Origin of the sequence: Paraburkholderia sp. LEh10, assembly GCF_017814945.1 — a bacterium.
Lineage (GTDB): Bacteria > Pseudomonadota > Gammaproteobacteria > Burkholderiales > Burkholderiaceae > Paraburkholderia.
Map to the genome: position 1 here is coordinate 58,097 of NZ_JAGIPX010000032.1, position 14,028 is coordinate 72,124.

At 64.7% G+C, this 14,028-nt stretch carries 15 protein-coding genes; 7 read left to right on the forward strand and 8 right to left on the reverse strand.

Translation table 11 applies throughout. From position 1 onward, the window contains the following. Positions 1-105 precede the first annotated feature (105 nt). On the reverse strand, positions 106-1,302 hold the full coding sequence (locus J8I87_RS24940; protein WP_209934695.1) for a phytanoyl-CoA dioxygenase family protein: 1,197 nt from the start codon (positions 1,300-1,302) through the stop codon (positions 106-108). A 97-nt stretch (positions 1,303-1,399) separates the two neighbouring features. Between J8I87_RS24940 and J8I87_RS24945 the strand changes: the two genes are divergently transcribed. Then, complete coding sequence (locus J8I87_RS24945; RefSeq protein WP_209934696.1) at positions 1,400-2,461, forward strand: LacI family DNA-binding transcriptional regulator; 1,062 nt, start codon at positions 1,400-1,402, stop codon at positions 2,459-2,461. Positions 2,462-2,691: 230 nt separating this feature from the next. On the opposite strand, the gene J8I87_RS24950 is transcribed toward J8I87_RS24945, so the two are convergent. Beyond that, positions 2,692-4,296: a diguanylate cyclase gene (locus tag J8I87_RS24950; protein ID WP_409518797.1), complete on the reverse strand. Its 1,605-nt coding sequence runs from the start codon at positions 4,294-4,296 to the stop codon at positions 2,692-2,694. A 369-nt stretch (positions 4,297-4,665) separates the two neighbouring features. Between J8I87_RS24950 and J8I87_RS24955 the strand changes: the two genes are divergently transcribed. The 3 genes from J8I87_RS24955 to J8I87_RS24965 all read left to right on the forward strand — a co-directional run bounded on the left by J8I87_RS24955 (position 4,666) and on the right by J8I87_RS24965 (position 6,525). Next, the gene (locus tag J8I87_RS24955) at positions 4,666-5,826 is read left to right on the forward strand and encodes a YbfB/YjiJ family MFS transporter (protein WP_209934697.1); all 1,161 of its coding nucleotides are present in this window, start codon (positions 4,666-4,668) and stop codon (positions 5,824-5,826) included. Between the two features lie 235 nt (positions 5,827-6,061). After that, complete coding sequence (locus J8I87_RS24960; protein ID WP_209934698.1) at positions 6,062-6,259, forward strand: hypothetical protein; 198 nt, start codon at positions 6,062-6,064, stop codon at positions 6,257-6,259. Further along, complete coding sequence (locus tag J8I87_RS24965; RefSeq protein WP_209934699.1) at positions 6,256-6,525, forward strand: hypothetical protein; 270 nt, start codon at positions 6,256-6,258, stop codon at positions 6,523-6,525. Before J8I87_RS24960 ends, J8I87_RS24965 begins: the two co-directional genes overlap by 4 nt. 42 nt (positions 6,526-6,567) lie before the next feature. Here J8I87_RS24965 and J8I87_RS24970 read toward each other — a convergent pair whose 3' ends face one another. Further along, positions 6,568-7,518, reverse strand: coding sequence for a DMT family transporter (locus J8I87_RS24970; RefSeq protein WP_209934700.1), 951 nt, complete (start codon positions 7,516-7,518; stop codon positions 6,568-6,570). Positions 7,519-7,851: 333 nt separating this feature from the next. On the opposite strand from J8I87_RS24970, the gene J8I87_RS24975 reads away from it, so the two are divergent. Continuing rightward, a complete protein-coding gene (locus J8I87_RS24975; protein WP_209934701.1) occupies positions 7,852-8,061 on the forward strand; it encodes a hypothetical protein in 210 nt (69 codons plus the stop codon). A gap of 154 nt (positions 8,062-8,215) precedes the next feature. Here J8I87_RS24975 and J8I87_RS24980 read toward each other — a convergent pair whose 3' ends face one another. Together J8I87_RS24980 and J8I87_RS24985 are read right to left on the reverse strand one after the other, a co-directional pair. Further along, positions 8,216-8,503: a hypothetical protein gene (locus tag J8I87_RS24980; protein WP_209934702.1), complete on the reverse strand. Its 288-nt coding sequence runs from the start codon at positions 8,501-8,503 to the stop codon at positions 8,216-8,218. Positions 8,504-8,592: 89 nt separating this feature from the next. Next, the gene (locus J8I87_RS24985; protein ID WP_209934703.1) at positions 8,593-9,348 is read right to left on the reverse strand and encodes a Mut7-C RNAse domain-containing protein; all 756 of its coding nucleotides are present in this window, start codon (positions 9,346-9,348) and stop codon (positions 8,593-8,595) included. A 103-nt stretch (positions 9,349-9,451) separates the two neighbouring features. Between J8I87_RS24985 and J8I87_RS24990 the strand changes: the two genes are divergently transcribed. Both J8I87_RS24990 and J8I87_RS24995 read left to right on the forward strand, forming a co-directional pair. Beyond that, complete coding sequence (locus J8I87_RS24990) at positions 9,452-10,321, forward strand: NAD(P)-dependent oxidoreductase (RefSeq protein ID WP_209934704.1); 870 nt, start codon at positions 9,452-9,454, stop codon at positions 10,319-10,321. Positions 10,322-10,532: 211 nt separating this feature from the next. Next, on the forward strand, positions 10,533-11,180 hold the full coding sequence (locus J8I87_RS24995; protein ID WP_209934705.1) for a LysE family translocator: 648 nt from the start codon (positions 10,533-10,535) through the stop codon (positions 11,178-11,180). A gap of 346 nt (positions 11,181-11,526) precedes the next feature. On the opposite strand, the gene argC is transcribed toward J8I87_RS24995, so the two are convergent. The 3 genes from argC to J8I87_RS25010 form a co-directional block, all read right to left on the reverse strand. Beyond that, a complete protein-coding gene (argC, locus tag J8I87_RS25000; protein ID WP_209934706.1) occupies positions 11,527-12,474 on the reverse strand; it encodes an N-acetyl-gamma-glutamyl-phosphate reductase in 948 nt (315 codons plus the stop codon). Between the two features lie 162 nt (positions 12,475-12,636). Continuing rightward, a complete protein-coding gene (locus J8I87_RS25005) occupies positions 12,637-13,212 on the reverse strand; it encodes a flavodoxin family protein (protein WP_209934707.1) in 576 nt (191 codons plus the stop codon). 140 nt (positions 13,213-13,352) lie between these two features. Further along, positions 13,353-13,970, reverse strand: a complete 618-nt coding sequence (locus tag J8I87_RS25010) for a YbhB/YbcL family Raf kinase inhibitor-like protein (RefSeq protein ID WP_209934708.1) — start codon at positions 13,968-13,970, stop codon at positions 13,353-13,355. Between the last annotated feature and the right edge of the window lie 58 nt (positions 13,971-14,028).

Here is a 14,028-nt window from a genome sequence, read left to right on the forward strand (position 1 = left end):
TCGTCTCCAACGGTTTCAAGCGGTTTCAAGCGGTTTCAAGCGCTTTCAAGCGGTTTCGAGCAGTTTCAAGCGGCTGCAAGCGCGCTTGCCTTGAAAACGTGCAATTCAGTGCGTCGCGTTGCGCAACTCGAGATCGCGCAATGCTTCGGCAAACGTGTGATCAGACCAGTTTTCATCGAGCGCTTTCGCGAAGATCTGCTGCTGGCTCGCGGGCGCGAGTCCCCCTACGGGCGGATTGCGATCGAGATTGGTCGGGAACGCGTAGCCTTGCGCGCACGATGCGATGACGGCGGCTATTTCCGTCGCGTCGACCCGCCGTTGCGCGCGCAGCGTCCGCAGCACGGGATATACCGCGTTGCACATGCTCGTCCGATCGAGCGATTCCATCGCGCGTCCATAAGCCGATGACACTTGCAGCAGATTCGCCATCCGTTGCACGTCGCGCGTGCGGTTCGCGCCGGCTGCGTGAAAGAGGGCAGGGCTGAAGAACAGCGCATCACCTTTTTTCAGTGGCAATTGCGCGTAGTGCGATTCGAAATACGCGCGGAAGTCTTCGCGGCGCCACGCGACATAGCCTTGCGGATAGTGCTGGGAAAACGGTAGCAGCTTGGTCGGGCCGCTATCGACGGGCATGTCGCTGTGCGCGACGGCGCCTTGCAGTGTCAGTTGTGCCGACATCGCATGCACGTGCGCGGGAAAGCGCTGCGCTTCGTCGACGGTGAGAAAGCCGAGATGAAAATCGCGATGCGCCTGTTGCGCTTCGCCGCCCGGACGCACGACATTCACTTGCGATGTCATCTGGTAGCCGGGCCCGAGCCACGCCTCTGCAGCCGCCATCAGGATGGGATTCGCGAAGTAACGGACGAACACCTCCGGCGCGCCGAGGCAGAGCTTTTCCTGCGCATTCCAGATGCGGTCGTTCGCGCCCGCCTTCGCGAAATGATCGGCGCCGCCGCCTGCCTTGCGCTCGTTGCCGATGATCGATTCGAAGATCGCGGCCGCGTCGTCGATGGCGGCCGTGTCCGCATATGCGCGTTGCAGCACGAACACGCCCGCTCCGTCCAGCAGCACGCCGGCCCATTCAGCCAGCAGCTCGGGACGACGGGCGCGATCCAGCACGAGCGGGCGCAGCGCATCGCAGTCATATACGGGAATGCCTTGCAGGACATCGGCGGCGAGGCGCGGGTGCGGACACGCTGCACGCGAGGTTTCGATCAGCGTCGCGAAGTCGTCGACGGAACAATCGGCTTCGCGAAACCACACTTGCGCGTCCGATGGCCGATGCTGAGGGTGCTGGCTCATCTCGTCTCCTTCATGTTGCGAACCAGCTTATCCCCAAACTTCGGCGCCGCGTTACCATCGAAACATCAAAAACACATCAAAGACAGGTGCGTTGCCGATGGGTCATCCTTTTCTGATCAAGGAAATCGCGTTGCAGGCGGGCCTCGGCACGGCGACGGTGGACCGCGTGCTCAACGGCCGCGCTCATGTCCGGGAGCACACGCGGCGGCGCGTGCAGCAGGCGATCAAGGAACTGGAGAAGCAGCAGATGACGATGGCGACGAGCGGCCGCAAGCTGGTCGTCGATGTGGTCGTCGAGGCGCCGCGGCGTTTCGCGGACGAGATCCGCGACGCGCTCGAAGACACCATTCCGGGGCTGCATCCGGCGATCTTCAGGCCGCGCTTCCTGATGCAGGAGACGATGACGACGGCGCAAGTCGTCGACGCGTTGCATGCTGTCGCACGGCGCGGCAGTCACGGCGTCTTTCTGAAGGCGCGGAACGTGCCCGCTATCGCACAGGCGATCGCCGAACTGAAGCAGCGTGAGATTCCCGTCGTGACGATGTTCACCGATATCCCGGCGTCGGAGCGCGTCGCGTATGCGGGGCTCGACAATCGCGTCGGCGGTGCGACGGCCGCCTACCTGATCGGCCACTGGCTTGGCCGGCGCGCGGGCAACGTGCTCGTGACGATGAGCAACGAGCGTTTTCGCGGCGAAGAGGAACGCGAGGCGAGCTTTCGCGCGATGCTGCGCGAGCGCTATGCGCATCTGACGTTGATCGACGCGAGCGGCGGGCAGGGACTCGACGCGGAAACGGAAGAGCGCGTGCGCAAAGCAATTGGCGCGGGCCAGAAGATCGCCGCCGTCTACTCGATGGGCGGCGGCAACGCGGCGATTCTGCGCGCGCTCAAGGCGCTGAACCAGTCTCCCAAGTGCTTTCTCGGCCACGATCTGGATCGCGAGAACGTGCAGTTGCTGCGTGAGCGCGCGATCACCGCAATCCTGCATCACGACTTGCGGCAGGACATGCGCTCCGCGTGCCAGCACGTGATGAGCTATCACAAGCTGTTGCCTTTGTCGGCGGTGAGCGGGTCTTCGTCGGTGGTGGCCGTGACGCCGGAGAACATCCCGCTCGAAGTGGTCCGGCGCTTCGCCGGGCGCGACGAACGCAAGACGTAGCGCAGGACTGCGGCGTCCATCGTTTCCGTGCGGCGGCCGCTTCGCCAAAGAAAAACGCCACGGACAACAGACCGTGGCGCGAAGCGTCCCGATGATTCCGACTGCGTGGAGAATCATGGAGAACGTGGAGACAGGATCAAGTCTAGGCGGGCAGCGCGCACGGTCATTGCGCGAACAGTGAGCCGTTTTGCCCGCAATTCCGCGCGTCACGCGCAGCGAAACCCAGGCGCCTAAGCGTGCCGCTTTGCGGGATCGGCGTGATCGTGCATGTCGTCCTGCCGCGCATGCGCTTGTGTCCAGTCCACCCATTTCACCTGATTGCGTCCAGCGGCCTTCGCCGCGTAGAGCTGCTCGTCGGCCGCGGCGAGCAGTTCGGGGCCGTTGTGGCCGTCGGCGGGACGGCACGTCGCGCAGCCGACGCTCACCGTTACCGCGCCCGCATCGCGAGGCAGTTGCGCGACCCGCATCGCCTCCACGACGCGGCGGATTTTCTCGGCGGCATGCCGCGCGGCGCCCGAAGCCGTATCCGGCAGCACGACGGCAAATTCCTCGCCGCCGTAGCGCGCGGCCACGTCGATCGAGCGCCGCGCGACCGACGCGATGCAATCGGCCACGGCCGTCAGCACTTCGTCGCCGGCCGCGTGGCCGTACGTGTCGTTGAAGCGCTTGAAATGATCGATGTCGATGAAAAGCGCCGACAACACGCCGCCGCTGCGCCGCGCGCGGCGCCATTCTTCGTCGAGATGCCGGTCGAGCGTGCGGCGGTTGTTCAGCCTTGTCAGCGGATCGGTGGCGGCAAGCTCGGCAAGGCGCGTTTGCGCGCGCACCTTGTCGCGCAGCGTGAATGCGAGCGTCCAGCAGACCAGCGCGACGACGGCGCCCAACATGAACGTGAGCCCGCCCGCGATCGCGCTGCGCTTGCGCCACGGCGCGAGCACGTCATCGACGGCGGGCGCGACGATCACGACGAGCGGCGTGCCGGGCACCTGCGCGTACGCAAAGATGTGCCGCACATGATCGACGGGCGATTCGCCGATGTACGAACCCGCCGATCCGGCGCGCGCGCTCGCATAGTCCGGAAATTCCGCCATGTCGCGGCCGATCATGCTCTCGACATAAGGCTTGCGCGCGAGCAGCGCGCCGTCGTCGAGCACGATGAAGGCCGTGCCGTTTCTGCCCGTGCTGACCTTGTCGAGCAGCCGCTGGAGATAGGCCGTGCGCACGGCGAGCAGTGCGACGCCCCCGAACGTGCCGTCGGGCGCGTCGATGCGGCGCGACAGCGCAAATGAAAGCTCCTGCTCGTGAAGCCGCGAACGAAACGGACGCGACACGAACAGGCCGGCATGCGGATTACGCTGATGGACGATGAAGTAATCGCGGTCGTCGACTTTCACTGACCGGTCGATGGGTCCCTCCTGCGTCGCCCTCAGAACGCCATGCGGATCGATCACATAGGCGCCGCCGAGGTAGGCGGCCATCGTCGCCCGATCGAACAGCACCGTGCGGCGCAGCGCGTCCGGCAGCTTCCAGACGGTCGGCTCCTGCGACCGGTGAGCGATTTCCTGCAGCGACAGATCGTAGATTTCGACGTTGCGCGCAAGATCGCTGGAAATCAGCGAGACGAGATTCGCAGACGTCTCGCGCGCATGGTTCAGCGCGTCGGTGCGACCCGAATACAGGGTGGCGAGCGTGAGGCCGGCCATCGCGGTGGCGATCAGCGTGCCCGCGATGCCCGTCAGAAACGGCCGATTGCCGACCGCCCGCGACACGGCTGCCCCCCGCCTGCGCGCGATCTGGCGAAACCATTGACGCATGACGAAAAGCGGATTCAACACGAGCGCGACCTCCGTCGTGATTGTGCCGTTACGCTATCGGGGTTGCGAAGCGGGGTTGCGAAGCGCACAGCAAGCGAGCGGCCCTGTCTGGCGCGAACGATGCTTCGCGGATCGTGCCGGCGTGTCCGCCGCCGGTATCCGCGCACGCTAAAACGCACGTCCGCGATGTACAGTGATAGCCGAATCGATCGATACAAACAACGACATGACGACTGGTTTCGCCCGACGCGTGATTGCCGCGCGGGCAGTTGCCTCAACGATCTCATCGAACAGAGCCGGCGACGGGGGCGACGCGCGGCTTCTCCGGCCACGCAGGCGGGTCTTCCTCATGGACGTGGACGGGCGCGCTGGCTCGCCGTGAGCCTGTCGATGGGCAGCGCAATCGCATTGGGGCTTGCGCGCTTTTCCTATGCGCTGCTGCTGCCGCCAATGAAGAGCGACCTCGGCTGGAGCTTCGCCGAGGCGGGCGCGATGAACACGGCGAATGCAGTCGGCTACCTGCTCGGCGCGCTCGCGTTTCCGCGTCTGTCGCGCCGTTGGCCGGCCGGGGCGCTCTTCATTGGCGGATGCGTGGCGACGGCGCTGCTGATGGCCGCCACGGGCGTGCTATCGAGCGCCAACGCGTTGTTCGCGCAGCGCGTCGCCACGGGCATTGCGAGCGCGTTCATCTTCGTGAGCGGCGGGGTGCTGGCGGCGCGGCTCGCAACATCGAGTCCGCGCGACGCCGGGCTGATTCTCGGCCTGTATTACGGCGGCACGGGATGGGGCATCGTCGCGTCGGCGCTGCTCGTGCCCGCCACGCTCGTGCATGCGCCGCGCGGCTGGCAGGCCGCGTGGTTCGCGCTCGCCGCGGCGTGTGTCGCGTTGTCTGTGATCGCGACGGGCGCCGCGCGGCGCATCGACGGCCAGCACGCGCTGCGCGCAAGTACAGCCGCGGCCACAGGAACCGCGCAGCAGGCTGCACCCATGCTTCGCTATATGTTTGCGCTCGCGGGCTATGGGCTCTTCGGCGTCGGCTATATCGGCTACATGACGTTCATCGTCGCGCTCTTGCGTGACGGCGGGATGAGCGAAGGCGTCGTCACGGGCTTCTATGTGCTGCTGGGCGTCGCGACGATCGTGTCGGCGCGCATCTGGTCGAGACTGCTCGACCGCATGCGCGGCGGGCAGGCGCTGGCGCTGCTCAACGCACTGCTCGCGCTCGCGACGCTGCTGCCCGCGATCGTCACGCATCCCGTCGCCGCCTTTGCTTCGGGCGTGCTCTTCGGCGCGACGTTCCTGTCGGCTGTCGCATCGACGACCGCGTTCGTGCGCCACAACTTTCCCGTCGCACATTGGGGACGCGGCATCAGTGCGTTCACGATCGTGTTCGCGTTCGGACAGATTGTCGGGCCGACCGTGATCGGGTGGGTGTCGGACGGTGTCGGCCTCGAACGAGCGCTGATCTATTCCGCATGTCTGCTGGCATTCGGCGCGGTGCTGGCCGCATGCCAGCGAGCGCTGACGCAGCCAATAGATTCGGGGAACTGACGACTGCATATTGGATGCCACGTCAAGCGCAGTGCGGCCGGCGCGGAGCGCGCATTGCGGTGTCCAGCGCACAGACCGCGCGTGATGCCGGGCGCACGATGAAAACCGATGAATTACTCAGTCAGCGCATTCGAATTTGACTGTTGCTATTTCGTCAAAACAACTAGAGAGACGCGAGATCAAGGCATAAAGTTAAAGTGCTTTCTCAAGTCTTTTGTGCGGTGCGGGGGTGCTTATGAAACGCAGAAACGCGCGACAACTGGTCCGGCTGCTGTCGGACATGCGGCACGCGGCAGATTGCAGGGCGCTGCGCGCGGCTGCAACGCAACGGGCGATGGAGCTCGCTGCGGCAGAGGCAGCGGAAGAGGAGCAGGAAAAGCCGGAGACTGCGCGCGAAGGCATCCGCGACAAGGTGACGTGGAGAACGTCATGAGAGCCGCAACAGAGCAATCGCTGCGTTTTCTCGTCGAAAAGTGGCTGGCGCCCGTTGCCGCGCCCGTGCACGTCACGCAGTTCGGCCGCACGAAATGGGACAGCACCCGTTTCGTGCGCGTCGAGACGTCGCCGCCGGACGGCTTGCGCTCGTTGTTCTTCTTTCGTCACGCCGATGGCTGCTGGTGCGTGTTCCCGCCGACGTCGGCGAGGCAGCGTCCCGTCGACAGCTGGCGTCGCGCGGAGGCTGCGCAGGCGGCTGCGTAGGTACGCAGCCTGGGCCTGCCGGATTTTCCAGTGGGCCGTGCGTCAGGCCGGTTCCGCCGAATCCGACGACACGTCGCGTCGCGCGGTCCACATCGGCATCACCTGGCAGACGATCAGCCCTGCGAGCATCAGCGCGCAACCGAGCATCGCGCGCGCCGCGAGCGTTTCGCCCAGCACGAGCCAGCCTGCGAACGCCGCGAACACGCCTTCCATGCTGAAGATCACGGCTGCGTGCGCGGGCGCGGCATCTTTTTGCGCGACGACTTGAATCGTGTACGCGACACCCACCGACAGCGCGCCGCCGTAGAGAATCGTCGGCGCGGCGCGGACGATGTCGCCAAGGCGCAGCGGATCGACGGCAAGCCCGATCGCGAGGCTCACGACGCCGCACACCACGAACTGCACCAGCGCGAGCGCGAGCGGATCGTGCCGGCGCGCGAAGCGGCTCACCAGCACGACCTGCACGGAGATGACGATCGATCCCGCCAACTGGAGCCAGTCGCCGTACAGAATCGAAAAATGCTCGTCGACGCTCAGGAAGTACATGCCGAGCGCAGCCAGCAATGCGCCGAGCCATACGCCAATGCCCGTCTGATGACGCAGCACGACGCCCATCAGCGGCACGATCACGACGTACAGCGAACTGATGAAGCCCGCGTTTGCGACCTTCGTGTATTGCAGGCCGATCTGCTGGCAGGAAATCGATGCCGCGACGAGCAGGCCGAGCAGCGCGCCGTCGCGCCAGAGCGTGCGCGTGTCCGACGGTGACGAAGCGGGGGCCGCGTCGGATTGCCGGCCGCTCCTGCGGCGTCGCGCGACAGACCACACGATCAGCACAACGAACGCGCCCAGCAGGAAGCGCAGCCCGGTGAAGAGAAACGGTCCGATCGCATCGAGGCTCAGACGCTGCGCGACGAACGCGCTGCCCCAGATCATCGCGGCGACGAGCATCAGAAGATTCGCGCGCAGGTGTTGGCGGGTGGCGGTTTTCAAGCGGAGATTCCTGGCAAGGCAAGTCGTTTTGCGCGACGCGTGCTGCGTATTCTGCAAGTCTGTTCAGACAAAACGATCGTTCATGACGACATCGAAGGCAGCCGACATGATACCTGCGCGCGCTGTCGGCCAAGCGTCGACGCAACGAAAGCATTAAGTAAGGAAGCTGTCTCACGGAAAATACATATCGAACCTTATGAGATGACAAACCGCCTACGCTGCGTGATACTCCCCGCGGGGAGCCGCAAGGCGCTGTGTGGCCCGGTCGGCTTCGCCAGCATGCTGTTCCAATTCACATTTGACTTAAAGTCGTCAGGTTTGGGGATAACACACATGAAGAAGATCATCGCCTCGCTCGTCACCGCCTCGCTCGCAGTGGTGTCCGTTCAAGCTTTCGCACAGGCATCCGACGCAGCGCCGGCAGCAGCTAGCGCCGCGAAGCCGAAGCAGGCCCACAAGCAACTGAAGACGCACGGCAAGCGTGCCAACGTGTCGAGCGCCGCTTCGGCTGCAGGCACGAACGACAAGGGCACGCAGAACTAAGCAGCCCTTTTGTCGCGTCGGCGGCCCCTTTGCGGCGAAGCTGGCGCAGCAACAAGAAAGGCCGAAGCGGATGCTTCGGCCTTTTGCATTCTGGCGCGCGTCGATCGCGCTCGCGTGATGCAGGAGCGCACGCGTCGCGCACTGGATGCGCGGCTCAAGCGAGCGACGCGAGTCCGTTGACCATCAGTTCCGCGACCAGCCCGTTCATGCCTTCGGGATGCGTTGCCGCGCGCGCCTTCAACTGATCGACGAGTGCAGCAGGCAGCTTGCACGCGAACGGCACCAGACCGGCCGCCTGATCGAGCTTGCGCTGCTCGCGCCGGTCGAGTTGCGTCTGTTGCGAGGACGCCTTGCCGAAGCGGTCGGCGGCGAGGGACTGTTTCATCTGGTTGCCCAGCTTCAGCGCCTTGTTCTTCTCAAGGTCGAACTTCTTCATTGCCATGCGGAGGGCCTCTAACGGATAAGCAATCCGCCATTGTACGCATCGCGCGCTGCCGGAAGGCGGGGCCTCGCGACGAGAGCTGTGCGCGGCTATTTCACAGGTGACTGCACGCCCGTCACGGCATCCATCAGCGCGCGCATGCGCCGCCAGTGCGAGCCTTCCCAGAAGACGCGCCTGCACACGTCGCAGGTGACGAACTGCGAATGCCGTTCGAGTACGCCATCGGGCGCGCGTCCAACGGCCTCGTCTTTCGCAATGCGCCGCAGCGGCGCATTGCACGTGAGGCACAGCCGAAACGGCCGCGCGCTGCCCGCCAGGTCGAGCCGGTCGAAGATCTCGCGCAACTGCGCTTGCGGCTTCAGCGCGCGCACATAGCAGCCGTGAGTGATCGTACGGCGCTTCAGCAGTTCCCGGTCGCGCGTAAGGACGATGCGGTCTTCATCGGACGCGATCGACTCGATATGCGAGTCCGCGTAGTGGTTGTCGTAGAGCGTGTCGAAGCCGGCGAGCCGCAGCAGTTGCGCGAGCCCGCCGAGATGCGCGTCGGCGACGAAGCGCACGACGCGCAAGGGCCGCTCGCGCACGCGCAACAGCGGCTGGATGTCGAGCGCCTCGAACTTCGGATAGACGGCCACGCGATCGCCGTCCCGCAACTGATGCTCGAAGCCGACCGATTCTCCATTCACGAGGATCAGCTCGACTTCCGTGTGCGGCACGCCGAGCGCCTCGATCATGTGCTTCGTCGTGGCGGCGCGCGCGCACTCGCAGGCAAACGACTGCCGACGCAGCGGCCGCGCCAGGAAGTCGTTCAATTCTTCGTAGAAGCGGAAAGTCGCGGTGACCATGACGCGAGTATCGCACTGCGTCCCGCGCCGTGCCGATGGGCAATTACCTGCACGGCGCGCGCGGCTGTGCTCTACTTCTGGTTCAGTTGAACAGGAGCTATTGATGGACATCGGTTTTATCGGTCTCGGCGAAATGGGCGCCGCGATGGTCGCAAACATGTTGAAAGCCGGGCATGCCGTACGCGTGTGGAACCGCTCGCCGGACAAGGCACAGCCGCTCGCCGCGCTGGGCGCGCGGGTGGTCGGTTCTCCCGTCGAGGCTTTCACGGGCGACGCGGTATTCTCGATGCTCGCCGACGATACCGCGCTGCGCGAGGTGATCGGCGCGTCGCTGCTCGAGCACGCGCCGCGCGGACTGATTCATGTGAACATGGCGACGATTTCCGTTGCGCTCGCCGAGGAACTCGCGACGGCGCACGCCGGGCGCGGCCTGAACTACGTGGCGGCGCCCGTGATGGGACGGCCGGATGTCGCGGCGGCCGGGAAGCTGACGATCGTCGCCGCCGGACCCGCCGAGGCGATCGACCGCGTGCAGCCGGTGTTCGATTCGATCGGCCAGAAGACCTGGCGCATCAGCTCGCTGCCGCAGCAGGCGAACGTCGTGAAGCTGGCGGCCAACTTCATGCTGGCATCGGCGGTGGAGACGCTCGGCGAAGCATCGGCGCTGCTCGGGGGCCATGGCGTCGCGATGCAGGACTTTCTCGATGTCATCACGAATAGCGTATTCCCGGGCCCCGTGTACCAGGGCTACGGCAAGATGATCGCCGAACAACGGTATGAACCGGCGCTCTTCAAGGCGCGCCTCGGGCTGAAGGATGTGCGTCTCGCGCTGGCGGCCGCCGAGACGGTGTCGACGCCGTTGCCGGTGGCGAGCGTCGTGCGCGACAGCCTGATCGAAGCCGTTGCACATGGCGACGGCGAAAAGGATTTCGCGGTACTGGGGCAGGTCGCGTCGCGTCGCGCGGGGCGCTGAGTGCGGGTTGTCGGCGGGCTGCAACTCGCCGCCTGTTTGTCATCTGTCGATTGTTTGCTGGCCGTCTGCTGCGGCTGGGAAGCGGGTTAGCGGCCCGGCCAACTTGTCGTTCCTTGCTGTCATTAGCGGTGGCGAGCGCGACGCGTCGGCTTGGAGCGGGCGGGGCGGGGCATAATGTCCGTCCGCTTTCCTTCATCGAGCAATACGAATCATGAGTTTGCATACCTGGTGGCTGTACGTGGCCACAGTCTTCGTTGTTTGCGCGATCCCCGGTCCGAACATGCTGTTGATGATGACGCACGGTGCGCGCTACGGCATGCGTCAGACGACGGCCGCGATGGCCGGCTGTCTGATGTCGCTGATGCTGATGCTCGCTGTTTCCGTCGCCGGCCTCGGCGTGTTTTTGAAAGCCTGGCCGACGATGTTCAACGTGCTGCGTCTGCTCGGCGCGGGGTACCTGGTCCGGCTCGGCGTGAAGGCGTGGCGCGCGCCCGCCAGCGAGATCGCCGCAGCGCAACTGGATGCTTCGTCCGGGCAGCCGGGCGGCAAGCTCGTCCGTTCGCGCGGCGCGCTCTTTCGCAACGGATTTCTCGTCGGCAGCAGCAACCCGAAGGCGATCCTGTTTTCGGCCGCGCTGCTGCCACAGTTCATCGATGCGACGCGCTCGACGCTTCCGCAGTTTGGGATTCTCGTCGCGACGACGGCGGTGCTCGAAGTGGGTTGGTACATCGTCTATGCTGGCTGCGGCACGCGGATCGGCGCGAAGCTGAAGAGCCGCAGCGTCGCGAAAGCGTTCAACCGGCTGACGGGCGGCGTGTTCGTCGGCTTCGGCGCGATGATGGCGCTGGTGCGCCACTGACGCTCGCGCCTTCATGATGCGAAGCACAATAAACGGGCGAAATCGGCACCCCGCGGCGATAGGTCGCCCTTTGCCAGGGTAGAAGAGGCGCTCTAGTATCGTTTGTTGCGTCGCACCAAACATTTTGCTATAGTTCGTTTTGTCTCCTCCATGTCTCCTCTGATATGGATTCAGCCCGCCAACCAGGCGGGCTTTTTTTTGCCCGCGTCCCGTCCCGAAGCAGATTCACACGACCCTTTCGCGGCAATTGCCGGACGAGATCAGGGCAATCCCAAAAGAAAAAAAGCCGGCGTTTGGATGCCGGCTTTTTCACTGACCGACGGCGCATGCCGTCCGCCGCGTCGTGTCAGCGTTTCAATCCCGTGGCTTCGTCCGCGCCGATGGCGAGATTCATGCACTGAATCGCCGCGCCCGACGCGCCCTTGCCGAGATTGTCGAGTCGCGCGACGGTGACGAACCGTTCGTCATTGCCGAAGACGAACAGGTCGACGCGATTCGTGTCGTTGTTCGCCTGGACATCGAAGAAGCCGCTATCGAGGTTGTCGTCGGCGTTGAGCGGCGCGACGCGCACGAACTGCTCGCCACTGTAGTACTCGGCAAAGAGCGCATGCACTTCTTTCGGCGTGGCTTGTTTGGCCAGTTGGCCCGGCGTGAAATACGTCGTGACGGCGAGGCCTTTGTAAAAGTTGCCGACGATCGGCGTGAAGATCGGCGCGTTCTTCAAGCCGGTGTGTGCCGCCATTTCCGGCAAGTGCTTGTGGGTGAGGCCCAGTGCGTAGGGGCGCGGGCTGTCGAGTTTCGCGTTGCCGCCCGCCTCGTAGTCGGCAATCATTTTCTTGCCACCGCCGCTGTAGCCGGTGATCGAGTAGCTGTGCGCGGCGAAATCCGCCGACACGACGCCCGCATCGACGAGGGGCCGCATGGCCAGCACGAATGCCGACGCATGACAGCCCGGCACGGCGATGCGTTTGGCCGCGCGCAGACGCTCGCGCTGTGCACGGGCCAGTTCGGGCAGGCCGTACGCCCAGTCGGCGCTGGTGCGAAAGGCGGTGCTCGCGTCGATGAGGACGGTGCGCTCATTCTCGACGAGCGACGCCGATTCGCGCGACGCGACGTCCGGCAGGCACAGGAACGTGACATCGGAAGCATTGATGAGACGACGGCGCTCGTCGATATCCTTACGCTTTGCTTCTTCGATGCGGAGGATTTCAACGTCTGCGCGCTGCGACAGGTATTCGAAAATCTTCAGGCCGGTCGTGCCTTCCTGTCCGTCGACAAAAACTTTCGTGCTCATCTGGATCTCGCTGGCTTACGAAAAAACGGGGCGCTGGTTGCGCCGGAACGCCATTTTAAGACTGCTGGGCGGCGCGTGTGCGGATTCACTGTAAAAGCACGTTGCCCCGCCACAGTGACAGCGCCATGACAGCGCGAGTTCCCGCCCCCGGACGCGACGCGCTCAGGCCGGCTGCCCGGCCTTCCAGCGTGCCGTGACGGCCGCGATTCGCGCGCCGAACACCTTGGCCGTTTCGAGGTCGCCGGGCAACGGCGCTTCGTCGGGCGTGGCGTCGGCGGGTGATTGCGAGAGCAGCCCCGTAAAGCCGCCGACGTAGTTCAGATCGTTGCGCGTCGCCGCTTTCGTGTTCGACGGCATGATGCCCGTGCCAGCCCAGATCATGCTGTGCTGCATCGCGAGCGTGACGAAATACTGGATGGTCGAGAACTTGTCGCCGTTCATCGTTGCCGAATTGGTGAAGCCGGCAGCAATTTTGTCCTTCCATTTCTGTGCGAACCACGGCTTGGAACTCGCGTCGGCGAATTTCTTGAAATCGGCGGACGGTCCGCCCATGTAAGTCGGCGCGCCGAAAATGATCGCATCCGCCGTGTCCAGCTCGGCCCAGCCCGCATCGTCCAGTTCGCCGACGGCAATCAGCTTCGCGTCGGCGCCGCCGTCCAGCGTGCCCGCGAGGACGGCTTCAGCGAGTTTCTTCGTGTGGCCGTAGCCGCTGTGATACACGATCATGATCTTCGACATGAACAGCTCCGTCGTTGCAAGAAAAAGAAGTAGCGAAAGCGTGAGGGGGAACCGCAGCCGCATTCATTCTGTCACCAGACGCGAGTTGTTTCAGACGCCTTGGAAAGGCGCGGCAGCGCCGCTGGCCGCGTCCCGGAACGCTAGCGGCCGTACGTGACGATCATGCGTGCATAGCCGAGCGTCGCGGTGCTGATCTCGTGATCGAACATCAGCGACGGCCTGCCTTGCGCGAGCCTCAGGTTCGGCGTGTTCAGCGCAAACACCGTGATCACGTAGCGATGAGGCTTGCCCGGCGGCGGGCAGGGGCCGCCATAGCCGTCGATGTCGAAGTCGTTGCGCGCCTCGACTGCGCCGAGCTTCTTAAGAAAGCCCGATGCACTTGCGTTTTCCGGAAGGCGATCGACGGTCGCGGGAATGCCGACCACCGCCCAATGCCACCAGCCGCGTCCGGGCGAGTCCGGATCGAAGATGGTGACGGCGAAACTGCGCGTGCCGTCCGGCGGATTGTGCCAGGTAAGCTGGGGCGAACGGTTGCCGCCTTTGCAGTCGTCGCGGTCGAACACCTGGGCATTGTCGACCGTGCCGCCGGCGCGGAAGTTGGCGCTCGTGACCGTGAACACGGTGTCGGCGAAAACGGCGGGCGCTTGAAGCGTGGCCACGAGCGCGATGGCGAACGCGGTGCGCAATGGCGCGAGAGACAGAAGCGGCAGGAACGAATGGGGCGAAGCAGGTGTAACGACCGGGCAACGCAAGCGCATGTGCCGAATCTCCTGTCAGGCTCGTAAAGAATTGTCCTTATGAGCGATTATTGTCCAT

Excerpts from the sequence above, each read along its gene's own strand:
- argC (WP_209934706.1), bottom strand. The coding sequence starts at position 12,474 with ATGAGCACGAAAGTTTTTGTCGACGGACAGGAAGGCACGACCGGCCTG.
- J8I87_RS24945 (WP_209934696.1), top strand. The coding sequence starts at position 1,400 with ATGGGTCATCCTTTTCTGATCAAGGAAATCGCGTTGCAGGCGGGCCTC.
- J8I87_RS24960 (WP_209934698.1), top strand. The coding sequence starts at position 6,062 with ATGAAACGCAGAAACGCGCGACAACTGGTCCGGCTGCTGTCGGACATG.
- J8I87_RS24990 (WP_209934704.1), top strand. The coding sequence starts at position 9,452 with ATGGACATCGGTTTTATCGGTCTCGGCGAAATGGGCGCCGCGATGGTC.
- J8I87_RS24980 (WP_209934702.1), bottom strand. The coding sequence starts at position 8,503 with ATGGCAATGAAGAAGTTCGACCTTGAGAAGAACAAGGCGCTGAAGCTG.
- J8I87_RS24985 (WP_209934703.1), bottom strand. The coding sequence starts at position 9,348 with ATGGTCACCGCGACTTTCCGCTTCTACGAAGAATTGAACGACTTCCTG.
- J8I87_RS24975 (WP_209934701.1), top strand. The coding sequence starts at position 7,852 with ATGAAGAAGATCATCGCCTCGCTCGTCACCGCCTCGCTCGCAGTGGTG.
- J8I87_RS24940 (WP_209934695.1), bottom strand. The coding sequence starts at position 1,302 with ATGAGCCAGCACCCTCAGCATCGGCCATCGGACGCGCAAGTGTGGTTT.
- J8I87_RS25010 (WP_209934708.1), bottom strand. The coding sequence starts at position 13,970 with ATGCGCTTGCGTTGCCCGGTCGTTACACCTGCTTCGCCCCATTCGTTC.
- J8I87_RS25005 (WP_209934707.1), bottom strand. The coding sequence starts at position 13,212 with ATGTCGAAGATCATGATCGTGTATCACAGCGGCTACGGCCACACGAAG.
- J8I87_RS24965 (WP_209934699.1), top strand. The coding sequence starts at position 6,256 with ATGAGAGCCGCAACAGAGCAATCGCTGCGTTTTCTCGTCGAAAAGTGG.
- J8I87_RS24995 (WP_209934705.1), top strand. The coding sequence starts at position 10,533 with ATGAGTTTGCATACCTGGTGGCTGTACGTGGCCACAGTCTTCGTTGTT.
- J8I87_RS24955 (WP_209934697.1), top strand. The coding sequence starts at position 4,666 with ATGGGCAGCGCAATCGCATTGGGGCTTGCGCGCTTTTCCTATGCGCTG.